The sequence below is a fragment of the Xanthomonas chitinilytica genome (genome assembly GCF_026107455.2).
Classification (GTDB): domain Bacteria; phylum Pseudomonadota; class Gammaproteobacteria; order Xanthomonadales; family Xanthomonadaceae; genus Stenotrophomonas; species Stenotrophomonas chitinilytica.
In genome coordinates this window covers 64,086-89,334 of the sequence record NZ_JAPCHY010000012.1, presented here as the reverse complement: position 1 = coordinate 89,334, position 25,249 = coordinate 64,086, and the positions used below count along the sequence as shown (strand labels likewise).

Sequence of the window (25,249 nt, the reverse complement as noted above, 5' to 3'; positions counted from 1 at the left end):
CGGCAGCCAGATGCGGCTGCCGCTACGGACAATCCGCGACACGGATGAAGTGCAGGTCCTGGTAGTCATAGCTGAAGTCGATGTCCGGGTCGATGGGATCCATGCGCAGTACCGGGCCTTCGTCCTCGACCGAGAACGCCAGCCACGCCTCGGCATCCTCGCCCAACTGGTCCCATTGCACCAACCGGCGTGCCCCGAGCTGCATCACCCGCCCCTGCATGCGCGGCGACTTGCGCGAGACGAAGCCTACCGCAGCGCCGCGCGGGCAGATCGCGACGTCGCCGAACCAGGGATCGCGGTAGATCCCGCTCCAGGCGCGCATCGCGGCGGGCGTGGCGGCGACCCGGGCCGAGGTGTCCGGCGTGCGGTGGCCGTCATCGCGGCGCTGCGCACGCTCGCGTTCGATCAGTTCCGCGTAATGGTGCACGTCCAATGCCGGGTCCGGCGCGGTGTAGCGCTTGAGCAGCGCCTGCATCAGCGCGCTGCGGGCGTCCTCGCCTTCGCCGTTGATCAGGATCACCACCCCGGTGCCGCGATCGGGCAGCAACGCCAGCGAGGAATACATGCCCGACAGCGTGCCGGTGTGCGCCACCTTCCACTGTCCGTCCATGTCCGACAGGCGCCAGCCGTAGCCATAGGCCGAGAAATGGCTGTTGTCCCAGTCGCGCATGCGCTGCGAGAGCGGCATCGGCATGTGCGCGGTCCACAGCGCGCGGCGCTGGGTTTCGTCCAGCCAGCCCGGCACCAGCGCCGGGTCGAGCAATACCCGCATCCAGCGCAGCATGTCGCCGAGGCTGCAGCGGATGCCACCGGCGGCCATCGACGGGAAGTCGTCCACCCGTGCGCCATCGCGCGCGCCAACCACGTTGCCGCCGTCGTGGCGGCGGTGCGGCTGGGCGACATTGCCGACCTGCGCCGGCGACCAGTCGCCGACCTGGCAACGGGTCATGCCCAGCGGCGCGAAGATCTCCTCGCGCACCAGCTGCGCGTAGGGCCGGCCCGCCGCGGCGGCGGCGACCTCGCCGGCCACCACGTACAGCAGGTTGTCGTAGGCATAGCCGGAACGGAAGCTGGCGACCGGCTTCAGGTGCGCCAGCCCGGCGATGATGTCGGCCCGGCTGAAATGGTTGGGCTCGGGCCACAGCATCAGGTCGCCGGCGCCCAGGCCCAGGCCGCTGTTGTGGATCAGCAGGTCGCGCACCTGCAGCTGCCGGGTCACCCACGGATCGTGCATGCGGAACTGCGGCAGGTGCTTCACCACCGGGTCGTCCCAGCGCAGCGTGCCGGCCTGCACCAGCCGCGCCAGCACCGCGCCGGTCATCGCCTTGCTGTTGGAGGCGATCTTGAACAGCGTATCGGCATCGACGCGCACGCCCTCGCCGGCGGCCAGCTCGCCGCGGACGCCGGTATAAGCCACCTCGCCGTCCTCGACCACGCCCACGGCGATGCCCGGAAGACCATAGCGCTCGACCGCCTGGTCGAGCAGCCGGTCAAACGCGGCGTCGCGCACCATCGGCGCGGTTGCCTGCGCACCGGCGACGGCCGCCAGTGCCAGCAACGCACCGGCGGCCAGCCTCCGCAACGCGCCGCGAGATCGATCTGCCTTCATTCCCGCCTCCACCGCAAACGGAAACGGCCCGCCGGAGCGGGCCGTTTCCCTGCCTCACCTTCAGAAGTTCCAGGTCACCACCAGATTCGTGTAACGCGGTGCCTGCCAGACCGTTCCCTCGCCGAAGTAAGGGAGCTGCGTTCCCGGCTGGCTTTCATAGCGGGAATGCACGTTCACGACCGTCTGCCTGTTGAGCAGGTTGTATACGGACAGGCGCGCCTTCAGATCGACGCCTTCCACAGGCAGCGTCCAGGTCACGCTGGCGCCGAGGTCGATGACCCACGGCATCCGGCCAAAGGCGCCACGTTCCGTGTAGACGAGCTCGCGGGTCGCCCAATCGGAGCAGTTCGCCACGCACAGCCAGCCCGACCCGCCGCCACTGAATTCACCCGGACCGCCGGCGGTGCGGCTGTCGTCGGGCCAGACCACGCCAAAGGCCGTGATCGGGCCACCGGAGCGCGCGGACAGCGTGCTGCCGAACGACCACTGCTCGTTGAACTTGTAGCTGCCGCGCAGCTTGAACTGGTGACGGAAATCGTTGAACAGGACGCCGTAGCGCTCGTTCACGGCCGGGTGGTCGTAGTACTGCACCAGATTGGTGTCGGCATAGCCGGTATCCGAGTTCACGGGGCCTTCGATATTGCCCTCGCTCTTGGACCAGATGTAGCTGGCGTTGAATGCCCACTTGTCGTCCCACGCGCGATCGAGCTGGAGTTCGACCGCCTTGTACGTCCGCTTGGGCTTCTTGTAGCCCATGACGATGTCGCTTCCACTTGCCTGGTAGCCATCCTTGGAGGAGTCGAAGTCGACCCAGCCATTGGTGTCCGGGCACCACAAGGTCACCTTCTCGCCGGGGTTGATGATCGGCCAGTCGCCGGAGTACCACGGGCAACCTTCCACGTGGTTGATGCGCGCATCTTCCACGGCGCGGGTCATCCTGCGGTAGGTGGCGTTGACGCCGTACGACCATTCCTGGCTGAACGCCTGCTGGAAGCCGACGATGAACTCGTCCTGGAACACCTGCTTCAGGTCGCGGGCGACCGCGGTGCGGACGTCATCGGGGGCAAGGGCATTGCCGTCGGTATTGACCGGGCCGATCTGCGGGCCGAGGTCGGGAACGAGATAGGGGGCGCCGGTAAGCGGATTCTGCCGCTCGGTCCAGCCGTTGAGCACGTAGTAGGTGTGCTCGTCCGTGGTGCCGCCGCCGAAATAGTCGGTGAGCTTGTTGGTCAACGGCAGGTAATAGCGGCCGGCATTGGCGAACACCTTGGTCGTGCCGTCTCCCCTCACATCCCAGCTGAAGCCAAGACGCGGGGAGATCATGTCGTTGAACTTGCTCTTGGCAAAGGTCGCGCCCGAGGCGAGCTTGTTGTGGAACTGGTCAAACCGCACCCCCAGGTTCAACAGCAGGTTGGGGGTGACGTTCCAGTTGTCCTCCAGATAGAACGCCTGCGCCTTGGTGGTGACCGGGGAACCGGTGATGTAACGGCGCGCGTCGACGATGCGGGTCACGCCATCGGGAATCAGGGCGCCGTTGGGCAACTGGCCGCCTGGCGTGGCGGCCTGGGCCTGGTAGCTTACGCCGTCGCCCGGATAGACCACCGAGCTTTCGGAATCCATCACTTCCTGGTCGAGGCCGAAGCGCACCAGGTGGTCGCCCAGCGTCCATTCGAAGTCCAGCCGCGCCGCCTCGCGCTTGTCGTAGCGGCTGCTGATGCTGGTGTTGGTCGGGTGGCAGCCTTCGTTGGACTTGGGGCCGTAAATCGCGGTGTAGCTGCTGGCCAAGGTGATGATGCTGCACTCGCCATCCAGAGGACTGCCGCTGAGGGAGCTGCGCTTGTTCACGCCGTACATCGCCTTGGCGACGAAGTTGTCGGTGAGATGCCCGGTATAGGTCAACGACCAGTTGTCGCCGCCCGATCCTGCACTGCTTGCGCCGGACGGTTCGCCGAAGGTGTTGGTGTCCCAGTCGTAGTCGTCATAGCTGGTCGTGACCGAATCGGCCTTGTCGGAGAAGGCCAGCAGTTCCAGCAGATGGTTGTCGCTGATCTGCCAATCGAGCTTTCCGCCCCAGAAGTCGTTGTTGCTCTTGGTCTTCCAGGCTTGGCTGGTATCGATGTCCGTGGAGTCGCTGTCCCGGTTCTCGTACATGGCGAAGAAGAACAGCTTGTCCTTCACGAGGGGGCCGGACGCCCACACATTTGTCTTGAAAAGCGGATTGCTGTCGCGGCTGGTGCGATCGCGTTCGTCGATGGTTCCATCGCGGTGGAAATGATCCTTCTTTGCCGAGGCCCATGCCGCCGGCTCCATGGTCAGTTCCACGCCGCCCTTGAACTCGTTGCTGCCCGAACGGGTGATGGCATTGATGACGCCGCCGGTGCTGCGGCCGAATTCTGCCGAGTAGCCGCCGGTCTTGACCTGGAACTCCTCGTAGAAATTGAATGGAACCGTCGAGAAGCCCTGGCGACGGTACGGGTCGCTCACGTTGAGGCCGTTGATGTAGGCAACGTTCTCGGCCACCGACGAACCACCGAAAGTCAGGCCACCGAAGGTCGCTCCCGATGCGACCACGCCCGGCGCCAGCAGCGCGACGGCGGCCACGCTCTGGTCCACCGGCATGCGCGAAAGCTCTTCGCGCCGGATGTTGAACGAGGACTCGGTGGAGAACACGTCCACGCGATTGACCACGCGCGAGCCCACCACGTTGATGGTGTCCAGGCTGGTAACCCCACGCTCGCCGGCCAGGTTGACCGTGGTGGTGCCGCCCAGCGCCACGTTGACGGTGATTGTCTCGCCCTGCTTCTGGCCGTCGCGGGTCAGGGTGAGGACGTAATCGCCCACCGGAAGCTGGCTCAGGCGGTAGTTGCCATCGCGGCCGGCGGTAATGGTACGGCTCAGGCCGGTGCCGCTGTTGGTAACGGTGATCTGGTCGCCGGCATTGGCGCGGCCGGCGACCGCGCCGGTCACGCTTTGCGCCAACGCCACCGTCGGCGCCATCGCCCCCAGACACGCCCCCAAAGCGACGCACAACGCCGCCCTCTTCAAGCTCTTCGCGTTCATCCCCTGCTCTCTCCTGCAGATGTTGAAAATAAAAAGGTGAAACCCCTGACCGCTATCCTCCCGCCGCCAGCGGCAACACCTGCCACTGGAAGTCGTAGCTCCATTGGTCGAAGTAGAGGTTGCCCCCTGCCCACTCCACTTCGCCGCGTTGCGAATCCACCGTCTCGGAACGGAAATGTCGCTTGGCCGGTACCAGCGGCTGCGCGAAGTCGTCGTTGAACGCGATGCGGTATGCATCCAGTCCGCCCAGGTAGAAATCGCGCAGCGCCGGGTCGTCGCTGTCCAGCGCGCCGGTGGTCACGTCCATCGGCACCCAGCCATAGGGCGCCAGGTAGAGCTGGCCCCAGTCGTGCAGGTTGCTGTAGCCGACCTCGTTGTCCGAATACACCATGCCCGACTGCCAGCGGGCGGGAATGCCGTTGAGCCGCAGCAGCGCGATCAGCAGCAGCGTCTGCTGGCCGCAGTCGGCATGGCCGGCGTGCAGCGCGTAGTCGCTGATGTTGGAAAGGGTGGAGTATTCGCGCGCGCCGGCCCAGGGAATCCGGTCCACCGCGTCGAACAGCTTGCGCGCGACGCGGTACGGGTGGGTCTCGGTGCCGACCACCTTGCGCGAGAACTCGCGCAGCGCGGGCGTGAACACCACGTGCGGCGCACGCTCCTGCAGATACGGCGCCAGCGCCGGATCGGCCGGCGTCGGCTGCACCTTGTCCGGGTCGATGGCGACGTGGCGGGCGTACACGGTCAGCTCGTAGCTCACCGAGAATTCGGTCGCAACGCCGGCCACCGCCTCGCGTTCCAGGTAGACGGTGCGCTGCAGGGTGTCCTCCGGCGCCACCTGCCCGCCTTCGGGCACGCTGCCGTGCCAGACGATGCGTTCCTGCTGGCCGGGAATGGCGCGCGGATAGGGAATCCAGGCCCGCACCGTCTCGCCGGCCGGCACCGCGTCGGCCTTGACCTTGATCGACTGGGTCACCTGCAACCGGCGTGGCGCCACGCTGTCGGCGTCCTGCTCGCGGGCGGCGGCCAGCACTTCGCCGTGGTGCGGCGCCAGCGTCTCGTACGGGCCCTCCGTCGGCGGCTTGATGTCCGGTGCGCGGCGCGCGGCCGCCTGCCCGCTGAGGCGGAACAGGTTCGATGGAGCGCGGTTGAACCAGCGGCGCTGGCCGTCGATGTCCAGGTGTTCGATCAGCCCGGCCCGGTCCCAGGCATCGAACTCCTCCTCGCGCAGGTCCGGGATCTGCCGGCGCACGCGCGCCATCGCCTGTTCGCGGTCGAGGCCGAAATCCAGGCGGATGCGGCGCATCCGCTCGCGCTCGAACTCGTACTGGCGGCGTTCGTCGTCGCCCAGCGCCGGCTGCCGCAACGCCTGTTCGATCCGCGCCTGCGCCCCGGCGAAATCGCCACGGTCGACCCTGGCGACGATGTCCTGCAACGGCGTGGGCGAAGCGGCGCACAATGCACCCGATGCCATCAACAACAGACCGGCCGCCAACCGCCGGGAGGTGGCCAGGCGGCGATGGGACGTTATGAGAAGGACTGGATCCACGGCGACACTTCCACAGCGCGGGGTGGGTAACGGCTGTGTAACACGGGCCTGCCGCAGGGTCAATAATTTATTCTTGCATTCATGGATCAAAGGAATAACTATTCCAGCACTTGCCGAGGAGATGCCCGCACCATGACCGTCTTCCCCCGCCTCGCCGCCCTGCGCCTGCGGCCGATCCCGCTGGCCCTGGCCGCCGCGGCGCTGCTGTGGTCGTCCGCGGCGATGACGGAGGCACCGGTTGCCGCGGCGGACGCCGGCCAAGCCGGTGTCGTCGCCCTGCAGCCGGAGTACCTGACGCCCGGCTACTGGCAGGCGCAGCTGGCCGATGCCGACCGGGTAATCCTGGACAGTGCCGGCATCGCCGCGCAGAACGCACGCATGCGGACGCAGGACCCGTCCATCCACGACCTGCGCCAGCTGCCCGCCGTGCTGCCGCGCGCCGAGGTGCGGGCGCGGATCGAGGCGCTCTCGGTGCCGCCCTCCCGTCCCCTGTACGACGTCGAGGGCAAGCCGCTCGCGCCCGGGCAGCTGCGCGGGCTGAGCGCCAACCTGGCGCTGGACAAGGTGCCGGCCACGCGCCCGCTGCAGTACGGGCTGGTGGTCCGGCGCGCGGCGCTGCGCACCTTCCCCACTACGCTGCGGGTGTTCAGCAGCCGCGGCGACACCGACATCGACCGCTTCCAGGAATCGGCGCTGTTCCCCGGCGACGCGGTGGCGGTGCTGCACGAAAGCGCCGACGGCCAGTGGCTGTTCGTCACCAGCGAGCGCTACTCGGCCTGGATCGAGAAGCGGCACGTCGGCATCGGCACGGCCGGACAGGTCCTCGGCTATGGCGCGCAGGGGCCGTACCGCATCGTCACCGGCGCCACCGCGTTCACCGCCTACACCCCGGAGGAACCGCGCGTCTCGCGCCTGCAGCTGGACATGGGCGTGCGCCTGCCGGTGCTGGCCGACTGGCCGGCGCAGGCGCCGGTCAACGGCCAGCAGGCCCACGCCGGCCACGTGGTGCTGCTGCCGGTGCGCAACGACGACGGCAGCCTGGCGCTGCTGCCGGCGCTGCTGCCGCGCTCGCAGGACAGCGCCGACGACTACCTGCCGCTGACCCCGCGCAACCTGATCGCCCAGGCCTTCAAGTTCCTCGGCGAGCGCTACGGCTGGGGCCACTCCTACGACACCCGCGACTGCAGCGGCTTCGTCTCGGAGATCTACCGCAGCTTCGGCGTGCTGCTGCCGCGCAACACCAGCGCGCAGGCAGTGAGCCCGGCGCTGGACCGCATCCCGTTCAGTGCCGACGACGGCGCCGACAAGCGCCTGCAGGCCATCGCCGGACTGCAGGTGGGCGACCTGATCTACATCCCCGGCCACGTGATGATGGCCATCGGCCGCGCCGACGGCCGCACCTGGCTGATCCACGACACCGCCGGCGGCAGCTGGTTCGGTGCCGACGGCAAGCGCGTGCAGGCACACCTGAACGGCGTCTCGGTGACCCCGCTGGAGCCGATGATGGCCAGCGATACCGCCAGCTACGTCGACCGCATCACCAACATCCAGCGCATCCGGCCACGGACCCACGAATGAAGATCACCGACATCGAACTCGGCATGCTGCGCGTGCCGCTGAAGACCCCGTTCAAGACCGCGCTGCGCACCGTGGACACGGTCGAGGACATCGTGGTGCTGGTACGCACCGACAGCGGCCACACCGGCTACGGCGAGGCGCCGGCCACCGCGGTGATCACCGGCGACACCCACGGCTCGATCATCGAAGCCGTGCGCCACTTCATCAGCCCGCGCCTGATCGGCGAGGACGTGGCCAACCTCAACCGCCTCTGCGGCCTGATCCAGTCGTCGATGGAGCGCAACACCAGCGCCAAGGCGGCGGTGGAGATCGCCGTCTACGACCTGTGGGCGCAGCTGCACGGCGCACCGCTGTACCAGATGCTCGGCGGCGGCGACCCGGTGATCACCACCGACATCACCATCAGCGTGGACTACATCGACAAGATGGTGGCCGACTCGCTGTCGGCGATCGAGCGCGGCTTCGAGTCGCTGAAGATCAAGGTCGGCAAGGACATCGGCCTGGACATCGAGCGGGTCAAGGCGATCCACGCCGCGGTCGAGGGCCGGGCGCTGCTGCGGCTGGATGCCAACCAGGGCTGGACCGCCAAGCAGGCGGTGCATGCGATGAAGGAGCTGGAGGACGCCGGGGTGGTGCTGGAGCTGCTGGAGCAGCCGGTCAAGGCCGCCGACATCAGCGGACTGAAGTACGTCACCGACCGGGTCAACACCCCGGTGATGGCCGACGAGAGCGTGTTCAGCCCGTCCCAGGTATTCGACCTGATCCAGCAGCGCGCGGCGGACATCATCAACATCAAGCTGATGAAGACCGGCGGCATCTCCAACGCGGTGAAGATCGCCGACATCGCTTCGATCTACGGCGTGCAGTGCATGATCGGCTGCATGATCGAATCCAGCATCAGCGTCGCGGCGGCGGTGCACCTGGCGGTGGCCAAGGCCGACGTCATCACCAAGGTGGACCTGGATGGGCCGTCGCTGGGGCAGTTCAATCCGGTGGAGGGCGGGGTGATCTTCAACGAGTCGGAGATCAGCATCACCGATGCGCCGGGGTTGGGGATCACCGAGGTGCGCGGGCTGGAAATGCTGGCGCGCTGATGGCTTCCGCGACAGCCATCGTCCGGGAACCTGCTGTTGCTGTTGCTGTTGCTCCTGATTTTGCTGTTGTCGTTGTCGTTGCGGCTGCCGTTGACGCTCAGCGCCTTAAAGCGAGCCGAGCACCGCAGCGGGCCGGGGGCGAAGAGGCGCACGTGTCTGAGCGAAGCGAGTTGTGCGCCGGCCCCCGGCTCGCGAGGAGCACAGGGGACCGATGCGGCGCAGCCGCATCGGCTCGCGTCGGCGCCGGCGGTTTTGGCTACTTTTGCCAAGACAAGCGCTTTTTCAACAGCCGAAGAGTTCTTCAACAGCCGAATGGCTGGTCATGGCTGGTCAAAGTAGCTCGCGCCGAAAGGCGCGAAAGCTTTTACCTGCTTTTGACTTTCTGCCTTCTCCAACCAAGAAAAGTAAAGCAACGACCAAAGCCGGGAGCAACAGCAAAAGCTTTCGCTCCCGCTTCGCGGGGAGCGAGTCACTTTTCTTTGCTTGTGCAAAGAAAAGTAACCAAAAGAAAGCACAGCCGGACGCGAGCCGACGGGCTGCGCCCGCCGGTCCCCTGCGCTCCTCGCGTCGGCGGGGCCGGCGCACAACTCGCTTCGCTCAGACACGTGCGCCTCTTCGCCCCGCCAACGCTGCGGTGCTCGGCCCGCTTTACGGCACTGGAAGATCAAAAGCCAGATCCAGGGCAACAGCCCAAGCCAGAGCCGAAGCCAAAGCAACAACGGCAACGGCAACGGCAACGGCAACGGATCGTTACACGGCATGGAAGGCCGAAGGCCATCGGCATGACGACAGCGACGGCAGGAAAAGCATGAGTTTGGCCACCACACCGCAAACCCCGGCACGGCTTCCCGCAAACCCGTAGATTTATCCCACCGTACCCGACAGCCCACCCATGCCTCCCCTGGTAAAGATCCGCTCCGAACGCGACCAGATGTCGGCGATCGAACGTCGCATCGCCGACTTCATCCTCGACAACGCCCACCTGCTGCGCGACTACTCCTCGCAGCAGCTGGCCAACGCGCTGGGCATCAGCCAGTCGTCGGTGGTCAAGTTCAGCCAGAAGCTCGGTTTCAAGGGCTATCCCGACCTGAAGTACTCCATCGGCGAGGCGGTGGCACGCGCCGGCAACGGCCACAGCGCCGCTGCGCCGAAGCCGGCGCCGGACAGCGACTACGCGCAGCTGGCCGAGGCCCTGCGCCGCAGCAAGGCCGATGCCGAGGAGGAGACCCGGCTGGTCAATCCGCAGGCCGACGTGGAGGCCATCGTCGCGTTGATCGACGGTGCGCCCAAGGTGTTCGTCTACGGCCTCGGCGACGACGGCCTGTACGCGCGCGAGTTCGCGATGCGGCTATCGCTGCTGGGCATCCTCACCGTGCACCACGCCGACCCGATCCTGATGATGGCCAACCTGTCGGCCGCGCGCCCGGGCGATGCGATGCTGGTGTTCTCCGAATTCGGCAGGCTGCCGCAGCTGTGGCAGCTGTCGCGCCAGTTCCAGGAGGTCGGCGGCAAGGTGGTGTCGATCACCCGCCACACCGCCAACCCGCTGCGCGCCCATGCCGACGCGTCGCTGGCGATCTGCGCCCACGACGGGGCGCCGCACGTGGCGCAACTGTTGTACCGTTCCTCGCTGCAGTACCTGCTGGATTTCGTGTTCGTGCTGCTGTGCCATGCCAATCCCGACCGCTACCGCCAGCTCGGGGTGAACCAGGAACGGATCCAGCACCTGATCGACAACTGACCGCCGGAGCCCACACCGCCATGCCGATTCCGTCCCGCGTTGCCGCCGCTGGCCTGCTGCCCCGACTGGCCCTGCTGCTGTCGCTGGCGGCGCCGGCCGCGATGGCTGCTCCGCTGGCCACGCCGCTGCATGGCGCGCGGCAGCTGGTGGTGGTGACCACCGCCGGCTGGGACGCGACGCAGGGACGGTTGCAGGCGTTCGAGCGCGGCGAGCAGGGCTGGCAGCCGCATGGCGCGGCGTTCGACGTGGCCGTGGGCCGCAGCGGCAGCGCCTGGGGCGCGGGCCTGCATCCGCCACAGGAAACCGGGCCGCAGAAGCGCGAAGGCGACGGCCGCAGCCCAGCCGGGGTGTTCGCCATCGGCGATGCCTTCGGCTACGCGGCAAGCATCGACAGCGCCCTGCGCTACCGGCCGATGCAGCAGACCAGCTACTGCATCGACGTGGCCGATTCGCCGCTGTACAACCGCATCGTCGATGCCGATACCGTCGGTGCCGAGGCGGTGGAAGGCTCCACCGAGCCGATGCGGCTGGACCTGCACAACGACGGCGACCGCCGCTACCGCGAAGGCTTCGTGATCGGCCACAACCCCGGCAACCGTCCCGGCTTGGGCAGCTGCATCTTCGCCCACCTGTGGCGCGCGCCCGGCGAGGCCACTGCCGGCTGCACCGCGATGGAGCCGGCCGACATGTCGGCGCTGCTGGCCTGGCTGCGGCCGCAGGCCAGGCCGCTGTTCGTGCTGCTGCCGCAGGCCGAGTACGAGCGCTGGCGGCGCGCCTGGCAACTGCCGGCACCGGCGGAGGCCGCGCCTTGAGCGCCGCCGGCGGCGAGCCGAAGCTGGTCCGCGCGGTCAGCCGCTGGCAGATCGTCGGGCTGTCGATCAACGACGTCATCGGCAGCGGCATCTACCTGCTGCCGGCGGCCACCGTCGCCCTGCTCGGCCCGTTCAGCCTGTGGGGGGTGGTGCTGGCCGGCGTGGTCGTGGCGCTGCTGGTGCTGTGCTACGCGCAGGCGGCCAGCTATTTCGACCAGCCCGGCGGCAGCTACCTGTACGCGCGCGAGGCGTTCGGCCGCTTCGCCGGCTTCGAGATCGGCTGGATGATCTGGCTGACCCGCATCAGTTCGGCCGCGGCGCTGAGCAATGCGCTGGCCGACGCGGTGGCGCGGTTCTGGCCGCCGGCCGGCGTCGGCGCCGGGCGCCTGGCGGTGATCGTGCTGTCGCTGGCGTTCCTCACCGGGGTCAACGTGATCGGGGTGAAATCGGCCGCGCGCACCGGCGTGATCCTGGTGATCGGCAAGCTGCTGCCGCTGCTGCTGTTCGTGCTGATCGGCTCGCTGTACATCGACTGGTCGCTGGCGTTCTCCGGCACCGCGCCGGACCCGGGCGACCTGCGCCGGCTCGGCGAGGCGGCGCTGCTGCTGCTCTACGCCTACGCCGGTTTCGAGAACATCCCCGCCGCGGCCGGCGAGTACCGCAACCCGCGCCGCGACATCCCGTTCGCGCTGATCACCATGATCGTCAGCGTCACCGTGATCTACGCCGCGGTGCAGCTGGTGGCACAGGGCACGCTGCCGGGCCTGGCCGGCTCGGCCACGCCGCTGGCCGACGCCGCGGCCGGTTTCGGCGGCGAGGCGCTGGCGCTGATCCTCACCGTCGGCGCCACCGTGTCGATCCTGGGCACCAACAGCAACACGATGATGATGGGGCCGCGCTTCCTGTTCGCGCTGGCCCGCGACGGCTACGGCCCGGAAGTCCTGTCGCGGGTGCACCCGCGCTTCCACACCCCGGCCGCGGCGATCGTCACCCAGGGCGCGATCGCGCTGGCGCTGGCGCTGTCCGGCTCGTTCGTGCAGCTGGCGCTGCTGTCGATGACCACGCGCCTGTTCGCCTACATCGGCACCGCCGCCGCGGTCCTGGTGCTGGCGCGGCGCTACGCCGGCCGCGCCGGCGCGATGCGGCTGCCGGGCGGGCCGCTGATCCCGGTGCTGGCCCTGCTGCTGTGCCTGGCGCTGTTCGCCAGCGCCAGCTGGCAGAACATCGCCGCCGCCGGCGCCGCCTTCGTGGTCGGCGCGGTGATCTACCTTTTCCCGCGCCGCGGTCACTGAGCCGATACGCGCCGGTCACGCCCGTCTAACCGGGCGGCGGCGATCTTCCCGGGCAGGCCCATGCCCGGGAACCAACGATGAAGATCCGCCGCGTCTACAGCACCGCGGACGTCGAGAACGCGCAGCAGGCCCTGCAGGCCGCGCGCCGGCAGGGAATCGACAACGACGACCTGTCGCTGATCGCGCGCGGCGACATCGAACTGCAGCAGATCCCCGACGACCGCAAGGAGGCCCGCACCGACATGCTGCCCGCCGCCGCGCGCGGGGCGCTGGGCGGTGGTGCCGCCGGCATGCTGGCCGGGCTGGTCGCCATCGCGGTGCCGCCGCTGGGCATCACCCTGGCCGGCGCCGGTGCGATGGCCGTGGCCGGCGCGCTGGTCGGCAGCTGGTCCTCGGCGCTGGTCGGCTCCAGCGTGCCGGACCCGGTGCGGCGCGCGTTCGAGGAACAGATCGAGGCCGGCCGGATCCTGCTGGTGGTCGATGCCGACGGCGCGCAGCTGGACGCGGCCGAACCCGCGATCGTCGCCACCGGGGCCACCCCGCTGCCGTACGAGGCGCCTTCGTTGCCGGCCTGAGGTGGGGGTTATCCGGGGGAGCGCCTTCCCGGGATTTCCTGTTGCCGTTCGAAAAGCTCGCGACTGACGTCGCTCCTGCAGGGGCGGGCAGACGCTGTAGGAGCGGCGCTGCCTGGGCTCGGGCCATCGGTCGCGACCGATGGGCCGGCGACCGCCCCGACGAACCCGGTTTTATCCCCCCGTCACGACATGCAGCGCCGCCGTTAACGCCGCCTGCCCTAGCCTGATCCGCACGCAGGAGATGGGAGAACAGCCATGAGCGCCGAGTACCAGATCCCCGGCCGTGTCCCGGACCCGCTCGACCGCGAGGCGGTGTCGCGCTACTGGCGCGGGCGTTTCGCCAGCGAGCCGTACTACAGCGCCGGCGCCCGTTTCGAGGACTACGAGCCGGCCTACTACGCCGGCCACGAGGCCCGCATCCGCGAGTTCGGACGCGCCTACGAGCAGGTGGAGAAGGAGCTGCAGGAACGCTGGGAACGCGAGCGCGGCGAGCGTTCGCCGGCGTGGGCGCAGGTGCGCGAAGCGATGAAGCGCGCCTGGGAGGAAGCCGGCCGCATCGGCCCCGATGCGCCGCGCGGCATGTGAATGCCGCGCGCAACGCCCGCGGTCAGTCGTTCCCCGGCACCGGCGGAATCGCGGTCGCGCCGGCGGCCATGCTGTCGCGGGTGTTCTTCTGCACCGCCACCGCGCCGAACAGGCTCAGCGCGAACGCCATCGCATAGAACCCCTTCTCGCTGAGCAGCAAGGTGGCGTTCCACAGCCCGACCGCCAGCAGCAGCAAGGCGGCCAGCAACGCGAACCAGCACAGTCCGTAGTACAGCGCGGTGACGGCGATGCCCTCGACCCGGTCGCGCACGCTCTTCTGCAGCGAGACCGCCGCGAACAGGCCGAACAGCAGCAGGGTCAGGTAGTAGCCCTTCTCGTTGAGCTGCATCTCGGCATTGAACAGGCCGACCAGGTAGGCCAGCGCCCCCAGCAGCAGCGCGGTCCACGAGGCGGCGACGAAGGCGGCGGAGGGTCTTTGCATGCGGGATTCCATTCCAGGCTCCTGTGGGTTGCGGTGGCGCCGCGGCAATCCCCGCGGCGGCCGTTACGGTATTCGATCGCGCGCGCCTGCGCACCTGCCCCAGCCTATGGGACATTCCCCCTGCGCCATGATGGTGTACAAGACCTGCTGGCCCTCCGCCTCATGCCCCAGGAGAACCCCATGACCCCGAAACTGCTGCTCACCCTCGCCTGCGCACTGGTGCCTGGCCTGCTCGCCACGTCCTGCGTAAAGGCCGACGACACCGCTCCGGCCACGTCCACCGCGGTGGATGATTCGCGCTGGCCGTTCGCCGCCACCGAGTTCGGCCGCTTCGAGGAACCGTGGGCGATGAGCTTCCTGCCCGACGGCACCCTGCTGGTCAGCGAGAAGGGCGGCACCCTGCGCCACTTCGACCCGGCCACCCGCAGGAGCGGCGAGATCGGCGGCGTGCCGAAGGTCGCCTACGGCGGCCAGGGCGGTCTCGGCGACGTGCTGCCGCACCCGGACTTCGCCGACAACGGGCTGGTCTACATCAGTTACGCCGAGGAAGGCGCCGACGACACCCGCGGCGCGGCGGTGGCGCGCGCCCGGTTGACGCTGGACGCCGACGGCGGCGGCCGCCTGACCGACCTGGACGTGATCTGGCGGCAGACGCCCAAGGTCACCGGCCGCGGCCACTATGGCCATCGCCTGGCGTTCGACGCGGACGGCAAGCTGTGGATCAGCTCCAGCGAGCGGCAGAAGTTCGACCCGGCCCAGGACATGGGCAGCAACCTGGGCAAGATCATCCGCCTCAACGACGACGGCAGCGTGCCGGCCGACAACCCGTTCGTCGACCAGGGCAGCCCGGCCGACCAGGTGTGGTCGCTGGGCCACCGCAGCGTGCTGGGCATCGCCTTCGACGCCCAGGGCCGGCTGTGGGAACACGAGATGGGGCCCAAGGGCGGCGACGAGCTGAACCTGATCCAGCGCGGCGGCAACTATGGCTACCCGCTGGTCTCCAACGGCGACCACTACGACGGCCGCAAGATCCCCAACCACGACACCCGCCCGGAGTTCATCGCCCCGGTGGTGACCTGGTGGGAGGTGATCTCGCCGGCCGGCTTCATCATCTACAGCGGCGAGCTGTTCCCGCAGTGGCAGGGCAGCGGCTTCATCGGCGGGCTGTCGTCCCGCTCGCTGGTGCGGGTGGCGTTCGACGGCGACAGCGCGCGCGAGGCCGAGCGCTTCGACATGGGCGAGCGCATCCGCGAGGTGGAACAGGGCCCGGACGGCGCGATCTGGCTGCTGGAGGACGGCAAGGGCGGCAGGCTGCTCAAGCTCACGCCGAAGGGCTGACGCAAGCTGCCTTGCGGCACCGGCCCGTGCGTCGCGGACGTGCGGGCCGGGGCGTGAGCCGGGGGAGCGGAGATGCGGGAGGCCATCGGTGTGGTTCCGGTCCGGCGAGGCTGTCCGTCCCTCCATCCGCCTCGCGGATGGATACCGTCGCCATCGAAGTTCGCAGCCCATGCGGTGGCGAAGTCCAATGGACCCACGAAGGCTCGGCCTCTTTAGCCAGGCTCTTCATCGAGGCAATCGGCGCCCCACCGGTCGCGACTGACGTCGCTCCTACAAGCGGCAGGAACCACTGTAGGAGCGGCGTCAGTCGCGAAGCTTTTCAAGCCCCTACGGCGCCAGCAACTCGAACGACACCGGCTCGCCGCTGGCCGAGGAACCGCAGACCCACAGGTCGAACAGGCCCGGCTCGGCGCGCAGCAGCTCATCGCGGCCGGTGAAGGCCAGCTGCGAGCGGTCCAGGGTGAATGCCACTTCCGTGCTTTCGCCCGGCGCCAGCGCCACCTTGCGGAAATCCTTGAGCTCGCGCACCGGGCGCACGCGGCTGGCGACGCGGTCGTGGATGTACAGCTGCGCCACCTCCTCGCCGGCCACCGCACCGGTGTTGCGCAGCGTGGTGACGATGGTCAGGGTGTCGTCCCAGCCCAGCGCCGCGCTCGACAGCCGCGGCACGCCGTAGGCGAACGTGGTGTAGCCCAGGCCGTGGCCGAACGGGTACAGCGGCGCGTTCGGGATCTCGCGCCAGCGCGCCTTGAACTCGGACATCGTCGGCAGTTCCGGGCGGCCGGTGCGCGGGTGGTTGTAGTAGTACGGCTGCTGCCCGGACACCTGCGGGAAGCTGACCGGCAGCCGCGCCGACGGGCTGTAGTCGCCGAACAGCACGTCGGCCACCGCGTGCCCGGTCTGGGTGCCCAGGTACCAGGTCACCGCGATCGCCTGCGCATCGCGCACCGCGCCCTGCAACGCCAGCGCGCGGCCGTTGCGCAGCAGCACCACCAGCGGCTTGCCGGTCATCGCCACCGCCTCGGCCAGCGCCTGCTGCGCCGGCGGCAGGGTGATCTCCACCCGCGACTGCGCCTCGCCGCTGTAGCGCTGCGGCTCGCCCAGCGCCAGCACCACCACGTCGGCGCGCAGCGCCGCCGCCACCGCCGCCTCGATGCCGTCGGACAGCGGCGCCTCCAGTTCGCAGCCGGGCACCACCTCCAGCACCGCCGCATCGTCCAGCGCCGCGCGCACCCCAGCTTCCAGGGTGACGTAGCGCGTCTTGTCGCCGAACAGCGTCCAGCAACCCTCGATGTTGTCGCGGTCCTGCGCGAACGGCCCGATCAGCGCGATCCGCTGCCCGGCCTTGCGCAACGGCAGCAGCGCACCGTCGTTCTTCAGCAGCACGATCGAGCGGCGGCCGGCGTCGCGCGACAGCGCATCGTGCGCCGGCAGGTAGGAGGTATCGGCCTCGCGTGCCGGGTCCAGCGAGCGGTACGGGTCGTCGAACAGGCCGATCGCCTGCTTGAGCCGCAGCATCCGCCGCACCGCCTCGTCCAGCGCCGCCATCGGCACCTGCCCGCTCTCGATCAGCGCCGGCAGGTGCTCGGCGTAGAAACCGCTCTGCATGCTCAGGTCCAGCCCGGCCAGGAACGCCTTGCAGGTGGCGTCGCGCTCGTCGGCGGCATAGCCGTGCGCCACCAGTTCCATGTCGGCGGTGTAGTCGGACACCACCACCCCGGGGAAGCCCCATTCGCCGCGCAGGATGTCGGTGAGCAGTTCGCTGTTGGCGCTGGCCGGCACGCCGTTGATGTCGTTGAACGCGGTCATCACCGCCAGCGCGCCGGCGTCGAGCGCGGCCTTGAACGGCGGCAGGTGCACGTCGCGCAGGGTCTGCGGCGAGATGTCCACGGTGTTGTATTCCATGCCCGCGGTCACCGCGCCGTAGGCGGCGAAATGCTTGGGCGTGGCCAGCAGCGCATCGGCGGCGCTCAGGTCCTCGCCCTGGAAACCGCGCACGCGCGCGGCGGCGAACGCGCAGCCCAGCACCACGTCCTCGCCGGCGCCCTCGGCGCCGCGGCCCCAGCGCTGGTCGCGGGCGATGTCCACCGCCGGCGCATAGGTCCAGTGGATGCCGGCGGCGGTGGCCTCGATGGCGGTGGCGCGGGCGGTGCGCCGCGCCAGTTCCGGCTCGAAACTGGCCGCCTCGCCCAGCGGGATCGGGAACACCGTGCGCATGCCGTGGATCACGTCGGCGGCCAGGATCACCGGGATGCCGAGCCGGCTTTCCTCCACCGCCGCCTGCTGGATCTGCCGCCCCGGCCCGGCGCCGACGCCGTTGAACAGCGAGCCGACCCGGCCGGCACGCACCTGCTCGAGCACCTGCCCGGCGTTGCGCACGTTGGTCTCCGGATTCACGTCCGGCGCGAAGGGCCGCACCATGTCGGCGAACACGCCCAGCTGGCCCACCTTTTCCTCGACGGTCATGCGGGCGATCAGGGATTCGATACGGTCGGCAGCCACCCGGCGTCCTCGGGAAAACGGTTACAAGGCGACGGATTCTAGCCGCGCCGCCGTGAAACCGCGGCAGCCGCGCCGCCGCCCGGCGACAACCGGGCCGGCGGCGGAGGCCTCAGTCGCTGCCCAGCTGCCGCTGCGCCTGCATCAGCATCGCGTCGCTGGACTGCTGGAACACCCGCAGCCCGAACGCCGGCAGGATCGCCAGCAGGTGGTCGAACACGTCCGACTGGGTGGCCTCGTACTGCGCCCACGCGGTGCTGGCGGTGAAGCAGTAGATCTCCAGCGGCAGCCCCTGCGGGGTCGGCTGCAGCTGCCGCACCAGCTGGGTCATGCCCTGGTTGATGCGCGGGTGGTTGCGCAGGTAGTGCTCGACGTAGGCGCGGAAGGTGCCCAGGTTGGTGACCCGGCGCGCGTTCACCGGCGCCATGCCCTGCGCGGCCAGTTCCGCGTTCCAGGCTTCCAGCTCCTCGCGCTTGCCTTCCAGGTAGCCGCGCAGCAGCGTGAACTGGCTCAGTTCGGCGATCCGCGCCTCGTCCAGGAAGCGCACGCTGTGCTGGTCCAGGTACAGCGAGCGCTTGATCCGGCGGCCGCCGGACTCCTGCATGCCGCGCCAGTTCTTGAACGACTCGGTGACCAGCTTCTTGGTCGGGATGGTGGTGACGGTCTTGTCCCAGTTCTGCACCGTGACCGTGTGCAGGGCGATGTCGATCACGTCGCCGTCGGCGTTCTGGCTGGGCATCTCGATCCAGTCGCCGATGCGGATGCGACCGTCGCCGCTGATCTGCACGCTGGCCACCAGCGACAGGAGGGTGTCCTGGAAGATCAGCATCAGCACCGCGGTGGCCGCGCCCAGGCCGGTGAGCACGTGCAGCAGCTTGACCCCGGCCAGGGTCGCCACGACCGACAGCCCGGCCAGCACGAACACCACGATCTTGGCCACCTGCAGGTAGCCCTTGATCGGCTTGTTGCGCGCGTCCGGGCGACGCTCGTAGATCTCGTTGACCAGGTCCAGCGCATGCGACACCGCCATCGCCACCGTCAGCACCACCCACGCCTGGCAGGCGCCGTGGATGAACTGCACCAGCGGCCCGGGCAGGCCCGGCACCAGGCCGATGCCGGCGGAGATCACCAGCGCCGGCACCACGTTGGCCAGGCGCGGGATCACCCGCAGGTTCGGCTTGGCCTGCGCCCCGTTGGCCGGCAGCATCCGCACCACCCGCTGCAGGCCGCGCAGCAGGATCTTCTTGGTGAAGAAATTGGCCAGTCCGGCCACCAGCACCAGCGCCGCCAGTACCAGCGCCGGGTACGCCATCGGGTACGGCTCCAGGGTCCGCTGCATCCCGTCCAACCACTGCAATCCCACTACCGCCTGCACCATCGCGTTGCTCACTCCTGCGTCGCGGCCGCCACGCGCGACCGTTCGATGACCACTCCCACCGCCGCGGCGCCGCGCACCGCGCCGGGCTTGCTCAGCTTCAAGCGCAACCACTGCACGCCGAATTCATCGAGCACGATTTCGGCGCAGCGCTCGGCCAGCGTCTCCACCAGGCCGAAGCCGGATTCGCGCACGTACTGCTCCAGGCGCTTGCTCACCGCCTTGTAGTTGAGGGTGTCGGCGATGTCGTCGCTGGCCGCCGGCCTGCGGTTGTCGAAGCCCATTTCCAGGTCGAAACGCAGGGTCTGGCGGATGCGCCGCTCCCAGTCGTAGATGCCGATCAGGGCGTCGATCTCCAGCCCCTCGATGAAAACCTTGTCCATTGCGTCTGCCACAGCAAAGAGGCGGACATGGTAGCCGCCATGTCCCGACGCTGCCTGACCCGACCGCGACCGCACGGCGGCGGCGTGCCGTTGCGCAGGCCTGCTGCGACGCGCGCGCTGCAGCGGTACTGCGCGCTCGCGGCGGCCTCGCCGTTCCGCGGACGGCTGCATCGCGAACCGTCGAGACGAACGGTTCCCGCACTGCTTCGCCCCTGCCGGCCCGCGGGAAAGATCGTGGACGGCGGCTCTCAGACCGCCGGCAGCGTCGCCATGTCCCAGCGCGGGACGACCTTCACCTCGGCCGGGCTGTGCTGGCCGGCCTGCAGCCGCAGCGCGCCGGCGAAGGCGATCATCGCGCCATTGTCGGTGCACAGCGCCGGGCGCGGGAAACAGACGCGGCCGCCACGACGCCGCGCCGCCTCCTCCAGCCTGGCCCGCAGGCGCTTGTTGGCGCCGACGCCGCCGGCCACCACCAGCACGTCGCAGCCGGCCGCCTCCAGCGCGCGCTCGCACTTGATCGCCAGCGTATCCACCACCGCGTCCTCGAAACCGCGGGCGATGTCGGCGCGCGTGGCCTCGGACTGGTCGCTGTCGCGCCAGGCCAGCAGCACCTGGGTCTTGAGCCCGGAGAAGCTGAAGTCCAGCCCCGGGCGGTCGGTCATCGGCCGCGCGAACCGGTACCGGCCCGGGGTTCCCGCCTCGGCCAGCGCCGCCAGCTGCGGGCCGCCGGGATACGGCAGCCCCATCATCTTGGCGGTCTTGTCGAAGGCCTCGCCGGCGGCGTCGTCCAGCGTCTCGCCCAGCAGCCGGTAGCTGCCGATCGCCTCCACCGCCACCAGCTGGGTATGCCCGCCGGACACCAGCAGCGCCACGAACGGCGGCGCCGGCGGGTCGTCCTCCATCAGCGGCGCCAGCAGGTGGCCTTCCATGTGGTGCACGCCGATGGCCGGCACCTCCAGCGCCCAGGCCAGCGCGCGCGCCACCCCGGCGCCGACCAGCAGCGCCCCGACCAGGCCGGGGCCGGCGGTATAGGCCACCCCGTCGATGTCGGACACCTCCAGCCCGGCCTCGGCCAGGGTCTGGCGGATCAGCGGCAGGGTCTTGCGCACGTGGTCGCGGCTGGCCAGTTCGGGCACCACCCCGCCGTATTCAGCATGCAGCGCGATCTGGCTGTAGACCGCATGCGCGCGCAGCGCGGCGGCCCCGGACAGCGCGGTGTCGTACACCGCCACGCCGGTCTCGTCGCACGAGGATTCGATGCCCAGGACTTTCATGGCGTCCATTGTGGGCCCGAAAGCCGGCGGCGCAACCCCGGGGTGCTTGCAGCCGCCGAACAAGCCGCTATAATGCGCGGCTCACCGGGCGTGACCCGGTCTACTTGTGTCCGGAGATTCCATGCCCAGCGTTAAAGTCCGCGAGAACGAGCCCTTCGAGTTTGCGCTCCGTCGCTTCAAGCGCACCTGCGAAAAGGCCGGCGTGCTGGCCGAAACCCGCAAGCGCGAGTTCTACGAAAAGCCGACCCAGGAGCGCAAGCGCAAGGCCGCCGCTGCGGTCAAGCGTCAGCTGCGCCGTACGTCGCGCGACGTCACCAAGCGTCAGCGCCTGTACTGATCGGACGCGGCTCCTGAACGGAAGGCCTGCGCCTGGCGCGACGCCTTCCGCGATGGGGTAGAAGCCGGCACGCGCGAGCGTGGCCGGCTTTTTGCGTTCCTGCGTTCCGCAGGGCGGGCCCCGCCCTGCCCGTCCCACCCAGATTATCGACCGAGGTGCTCCCATGAGCCTGAAACTGCAGCTCACCAACGACATGAAGACCGCGATGAAGGCCGGCGACAAGCACAGCCTCGGCGTGATCCGCCTGATCAACGCCGCCATCAAGCAGAAGGAAGTGGACGAGCGCATCGAGCTGGACGACGCCGCCGTCATCGCCGTGCTCGACAAGATGGTCAAGCAGCGCAAGGACTCGGTCAGCCAGTACGAGGCCGCCCAGCGCGAGGACCTGGCCGCGATCGAGCGCGAGGAGATCGTGGTGATCGAGCGCTACCTGCCGGCCAAGATGGGCGAGGCCGAGGTCCTGGCGGCGATCCAGGCGGCCATCGCCGAAACCGGCGCCGCCAGCGCCGCGGACATGGGCAAGCTGATGGGCGTGCTCAAGCCCCGGTTGGCCGGCCAGGCCGACATGGGCCTGGTGTCGAAGCTGGTCAAGCAGCAGCTGGCCGGCTGAGCCGCTGCCACACGGGCTTTCCCGGTGAAGCCCGTGCGGGACAAGCCCCGCACCTATCATCGGCGCCCGCTCGAATGGCTCCGTGACACGTAGTGCCGGGCTTGCCCGGCACAGGGGCTCTCTCGGTAAAGCCTCGTGCGGGGCAAGCCCCGCACCTACGGCCGGCTTCACCCTTCTTTGCCGCCGCGTCGGTTACATCCTTCGCGGCCGGCAACGCCACCGCGCACCCGCGTCGCAGGCTGTGCCGCCACGGGTGCGCGCTTACCCTCCCGTGCATGCCCCCTTCCCTCCCAGACACCCTGAAACAGCGGTTGGAGCGGCTGCAACGCAGCCTGCCGGCGGCGCTGGCGCGCCGCTTCGTCGAGATCGACGTGCTGACCCAGGCCGCGTCGCTCTCGTTCTACGCGCTGCTGTCGATGGCGCCGCTGCTGGTGCTGCTGCTGTGGCTGACCGCCTCGCTGTACCCGCCGGCGCAGCAGGCGCTGGTCGGGCAGATCGGGCAGATGGCCGGCGACAGCGCCGCCGCCGTGGCCGATACCGTGATCCGCAACGCCACCGCGCAGCCCGGGATCGGCTCGCTGGCCGGCCTGTGGAGCACGCTGCTGCTGTTCGCCGGCGCCACCGCGGTGTTCGCGCAGCTGCAGAACGCGCTGAACCTGATCTTCCGCACCGACGCGCAGCGGCTGGAGGGCATCGCCGCCTGGCTGAAGAAGCGCGTGTTCTCCTTCGGCGTGATCCTGGCGCTGGGCTTCCTGCTGATCCTGTCGATGACCGCGACCACCGTGCTGCAGGTCGCGTTCGCGCAGCTGCCCTCGCTGCTGCCGGCGCTCGGCTACGCCACCACGCTGGTGCTGTACGCGCTGGCCTTCGCCTTCCTCTACCACTACCTGCCCGACCGCCGGGTGGACTGGCGGCAGGCGTTCGTCGGCGGCACCATCACCGCCGTGCTGTTCGCGCTGGGACGCTACGCCATCGGCGTCTACATCGCCTCGGCCGCTCCCGGCAGCGCCTACGGCTCGATGGGTACGCTGGTGGTCCTGCTGGTGTGGATCTACTACGGCACCGTGGTGTTCTTCGTAGGCGCGCTGATCACCGCGGTGATCGACGAGCGCCAGCATGCCCGGCGTACACTGGACACATCCGCCGGCGACGACACGCCGGCGCCGTAACCGCCCCTTCCGACCCTGTCGCCGCGGCCAGCTGCCGGCGGCGTGGCATCCTATTGCAATGGCACGACTTCCCGACGCCTTCATCGACGATCGCGCCGCAGCCCCACGGAGCTGTGGCGATGCTTGCCGCGCCGCCGCGCGCCGCATGCAAGGGGCGACCCGCATCTCCTGGCATCAACAGCGGACAGAAAACTGAGATGGCCAGGATCCCGGATGCCTTCATTGATGACCTGCTGGCCCGCACCGACATCGTCGAGGTGATCGGCACCCGCGTGCCGCTGAAGCGCCAGGGCAAGGAGTACGCGGCGCGTTGCCCGTTCCACGACGAGCGCTCTGCCTCGTTCACGGTGTCGCCGACCAAGCAGTTCTACCACTGCTTCGGCTGCGGCGCGCACGGCACCGCGATCAGTTTCCTGATGAACTACGACCGCCTGGAATTCCTGGATGCGGTCGACGAGCTGGCCAAGCGCGCCGGCATGGAAGTGCCGCGCGACAACAATCCGCGCAGCGCCCAGCAGCAGGACGACAGCCGCGACCTGTACGCGGCGCTGGACGCGGCCAGCCGCTTCTTCGGCAAGCAGCTGGAGGGCAGCGACAAGGCCCGCGCCTACCTGGACCAGCGCGGCGTCGACGCGGAGAACCGCGCGCGCTTCGCCATCGGCTACGCGCCCGACGGCTACAGCGCGCTGAAGGACGCGCTGGGCAAGGACGAGCGGCGGATGAAGCTGCTCGACCGCGCCGGGCTGTTCTCCAAGAACGACCGCGGCCACGTCTACGACAAGTTCCGCGACCGGGTGATGTTCCCGATCTTCGACCGCCGCGGCCGGGTGATCGCCTTCGGCGGCCGCGTGCTCGACAAGGACGACGGCCCCAAGTACCTCAACTCGCCGGAAACCGCGCTGTTCCACAAGGGCCGCGAGCTGTACGGCCTGTGGCAGGTGCGCCAGGCCAACCAGAAGATCGAGCGGCTGATCGTGGTCGAGGGCTACATGGACGTGGTCAGCCTGTTCCAGTTCGGCGTCACCCAGGCGGTGGCGACGCTGGGCACGGCGACCACCCCGGACCACGCCGAGCTGCTGTTCCGCAACGCGCCGGACGTGTTCTTCTGCTTCGACGGCGACGCCGCCGGCCGCCGCGCCGGCTGGAAGGCGCTGGAATCGGTGCTGCCGCGGATGAAGGACGGCCGCCAGGCGTTCTTCCTGTTCCTGCCCGACGGCGAGGACCCGGACACCATCGTGCGCAAGGAAGGCGCCGCCGCGTTCGACGCCCGCCTGAAGCAGGCCACGCCGCTGTCGCAGTTCTTCTTCGACGAGCTCACCCGCGAGATCAACCTGGCCACGCTCGACGGCAAGGCGCGGCTGGCCGAACGCGCCCGGCCGATGCTGGCGCAGATTCCCGACGGCGCCTTCGGCGACCTGATGAAACAGGAGCTGGCGCGGCTGACCGGGGTGGGCGCGGCCGCGCCCACCGCCCCGGCGATGCCACGGGCCAGCGCCCGGCAGGTGGCGCCGGCGCAGAAGCGCAGCCTGGTGCGCGCGGCCATCGCGGTGCTGCTGCAGCGGCCGTCGCTGGCGCTCACGCTGGAAGACCACCACGGCTTCTCCGGGCTGCGGCTGCCGGGCATCGAGCTGCTGATCGAACTGCTGGAGCTGGTGCGGCAGCGGCCGGACATCAGCACCGGCGCGCTGCTGGAGCATTTCACCGGGCGCGAGGAACAGGCCTCGCTGCACCGGCTGGCGGCCATGGCCCTGCCCGGCGACGAGAAGGTATGGGCGCAGGAACTGCACGACGCCGTGGCCCAGCTGGAGAAGCAGCTGCTGCAGCAACGCCTGGACGAGCTGCAGGCCAAGCAGCGCCAGCAGGGCCTGGACGATACCGACAAGTACGAACTGCGCGAGCTGCTCAAGGCCCGCGCCAGCCTGCGCTGAAC

Annotated in this window: 20 protein-coding genes; 12 read left to right on the top strand and 8 right to left on the bottom strand. The window is 69.4% G+C overall.

Translation table 11 applies throughout. The annotated features are described in order from the left end of the window. Positions 1–22: 22 nt before the first annotated feature. Genes OK345_RS14015 through OK345_RS14005 form a run of 3 tightly spaced genes read right to left on the bottom strand, consistent with a single transcriptional unit; the run spans position 23 to position 6,140 of the window. Positions 23–1,609, bottom strand: a complete 1,587-nt coding sequence (locus OK345_RS14015) for a serine hydrolase (RefSeq protein ID WP_265128604.1) — start codon at positions 1,607–1,609, stop codon at positions 23–25. 60 nt (positions 1,610–1,669) lie between these two features. Next, positions 1,670–4,669 (bottom strand): TonB-dependent receptor, encoded by a 3,000-nt coding sequence (locus tag OK345_RS14010; protein WP_265128603.1) that lies wholly within the window; start codon positions 4,667–4,669, stop codon positions 1,670–1,672. 52 nt (positions 4,670–4,721) lie between these two features. Beyond that, on the bottom strand, positions 4,722–6,140 hold the full coding sequence (locus OK345_RS14005) for a transglutaminase-like domain-containing protein (RefSeq protein ID WP_265128602.1): 1,419 nt from the start codon (positions 6,138–6,140) through the stop codon (positions 4,722–4,724). 207 nt (positions 6,141–6,347) lie between these two features. Between OK345_RS14005 and OK345_RS14000 the strand changes: the two genes are divergently transcribed. From OK345_RS14000 to OK345_RS13970, 7 genes are all read left to right on the top strand, one after another. Beyond that, positions 6,348–7,793, top strand: a complete 1,446-nt coding sequence (locus OK345_RS14000; protein WP_265128601.1) for a C40 family peptidase — start codon at positions 6,348–6,350, stop codon at positions 7,791–7,793. Continuing rightward, positions 7,790–8,887: a dipeptide epimerase gene (locus OK345_RS13995; RefSeq protein ID WP_265128600.1), complete on the top strand. Its 1,098-nt coding sequence runs from the start codon at positions 7,790–7,792 to the stop codon at positions 8,885–8,887. The genes OK345_RS14000 and OK345_RS13995 overlap by 4 nt, the downstream gene beginning before the upstream one ends. An 892-nt stretch (positions 8,888–9,779) precedes the next feature. Beyond that, a complete protein-coding gene (locus OK345_RS13990) occupies positions 9,780–10,628 on the top strand; it encodes a MurR/RpiR family transcriptional regulator (protein ID WP_265128599.1) in 849 nt (282 codons plus the stop codon). A 20-nt stretch (positions 10,629–10,648) separates the two neighbouring features. Further along, the gene (locus tag OK345_RS13985) at positions 10,649–11,440 is read left to right on the top strand and encodes a L,D-transpeptidase family protein (protein ID WP_265155115.1); all 792 of its coding nucleotides are present in this window, start codon (positions 10,649–10,651) and stop codon (positions 11,438–11,440) included. After that, positions 11,437–12,732, top strand: a complete 1,296-nt coding sequence (locus OK345_RS13980; protein ID WP_265128598.1) for an APC family permease — start codon at positions 11,437–11,439, stop codon at positions 12,730–12,732. The genes OK345_RS13985 and OK345_RS13980 overlap by 4 nt, the downstream gene beginning before the upstream one ends. A 77-nt stretch (positions 12,733–12,809) precedes the next feature. Beyond that, positions 12,810–13,307 (top strand): hypothetical protein, encoded by a 498-nt coding sequence (locus tag OK345_RS13975; protein WP_265128597.1) that lies wholly within the window; start codon positions 12,810–12,812, stop codon positions 13,305–13,307. Positions 13,308–13,562: 255 nt separating this feature from the next. Beyond that, a complete protein-coding gene (locus OK345_RS13970) occupies positions 13,563–13,892 on the top strand; it encodes a hypothetical protein (RefSeq protein ID WP_265128596.1) in 330 nt (109 codons plus the stop codon). A gap of 22 nt (positions 13,893–13,914) precedes the next feature. Here OK345_RS13970 and yiaA read toward each other — a convergent pair whose 3' ends face one another. After that, positions 13,915–14,334, bottom strand: a complete 420-nt coding sequence (gene yiaA, locus OK345_RS13965; protein ID WP_265128595.1) for an inner membrane protein YiaA — start codon at positions 14,332–14,334, stop codon at positions 13,915–13,917. 180 nt (positions 14,335–14,514) lie between these two features. On the opposite strand from yiaA, the gene OK345_RS13960 reads away from it, so the two are divergent. Next, complete coding sequence (locus tag OK345_RS13960; protein WP_265128594.1) at positions 14,515–15,672, top strand: PQQ-dependent sugar dehydrogenase; 1,158 nt, start codon at positions 14,515–14,517, stop codon at positions 15,670–15,672. A 327-nt stretch (positions 15,673–15,999) separates the two neighbouring features. Here OK345_RS13960 and OK345_RS13955 read toward each other — a convergent pair whose 3' ends face one another. From OK345_RS13955 to tsaD, 4 genes are all read right to left on the bottom strand, one after another. Continuing rightward, positions 16,000–18,174 (bottom strand): glycoside hydrolase family 3 N-terminal domain-containing protein, encoded by a 2,175-nt coding sequence (locus tag OK345_RS13955; protein ID WP_265128593.1) that lies wholly within the window; start codon positions 18,172–18,174, stop codon positions 16,000–16,002. 109 nt (positions 18,175–18,283) lie between these two features. Further along, positions 18,284–19,549 carry a mechanosensitive ion channel family protein gene (locus OK345_RS13950; RefSeq protein ID WP_265128641.1) on the bottom strand — a complete coding sequence of 422 codons (1,266 nt, stop codon included), beginning with the start codon at positions 19,547–19,549 and terminating at the stop codon, positions 18,284–18,286. An 8-nt stretch (positions 19,550–19,557) separates the two neighbouring features. Beyond that, positions 19,558–19,929 (bottom strand): dihydroneopterin aldolase, encoded by a 372-nt coding sequence (gene folB / locus OK345_RS13945; protein ID WP_265128592.1) that lies wholly within the window; start codon positions 19,927–19,929, stop codon positions 19,558–19,560. A gap of 248 nt (positions 19,930–20,177) precedes the next feature. Beyond that, entirely contained in the window at positions 20,178–21,203 is a 1,026-nt protein-coding gene (tsaD, locus tag OK345_RS13940; protein WP_265128591.1) for a tRNA (adenosine(37)-N6)-threonylcarbamoyltransferase complex transferase subunit TsaD, read from the bottom strand. Positions 21,204–21,324: 121 nt separating this feature from the next. Here tsaD and rpsU point away from each other — a divergent pair, with 121 nt between their 5' ends. The 4 genes from rpsU to dnaG all read left to right on the top strand — a co-directional run bounded on the left by rpsU (position 21,325) and on the right by dnaG (position 25,247). After that, positions 21,325–21,540 (top strand): 30S ribosomal protein S21, encoded by a 216-nt coding sequence (rpsU, locus tag OK345_RS13935; protein WP_003465342.1) that lies wholly within the window; start codon positions 21,325–21,327, stop codon positions 21,538–21,540. 163 nt (positions 21,541–21,703) lie between these two features. Further along, positions 21,704–22,150 carry a GatB/YqeY domain-containing protein gene (locus OK345_RS13930; RefSeq protein ID WP_265128590.1) on the top strand — a complete coding sequence of 149 codons (447 nt, stop codon included), beginning with the start codon at positions 21,704–21,706 and terminating at the stop codon, positions 22,148–22,150. Between the two features lie 275 nt (positions 22,151–22,425). After that, positions 22,426–23,319: a YihY/virulence factor BrkB family protein gene (locus tag OK345_RS13925; protein WP_265155113.1), complete on the top strand. Its 894-nt coding sequence runs from the start codon at positions 22,426–22,428 to the stop codon at positions 23,317–23,319. A 197-nt stretch (positions 23,320–23,516) separates the two neighbouring features. Further along, a complete protein-coding gene (gene dnaG, locus OK345_RS13920; RefSeq protein ID WP_265128589.1) occupies positions 23,517–25,247 on the top strand; it encodes a DNA primase in 1,731 nt (576 codons plus the stop codon). The last annotated feature ends 2 nt before the right edge of the window (positions 25,248–25,249 follow it).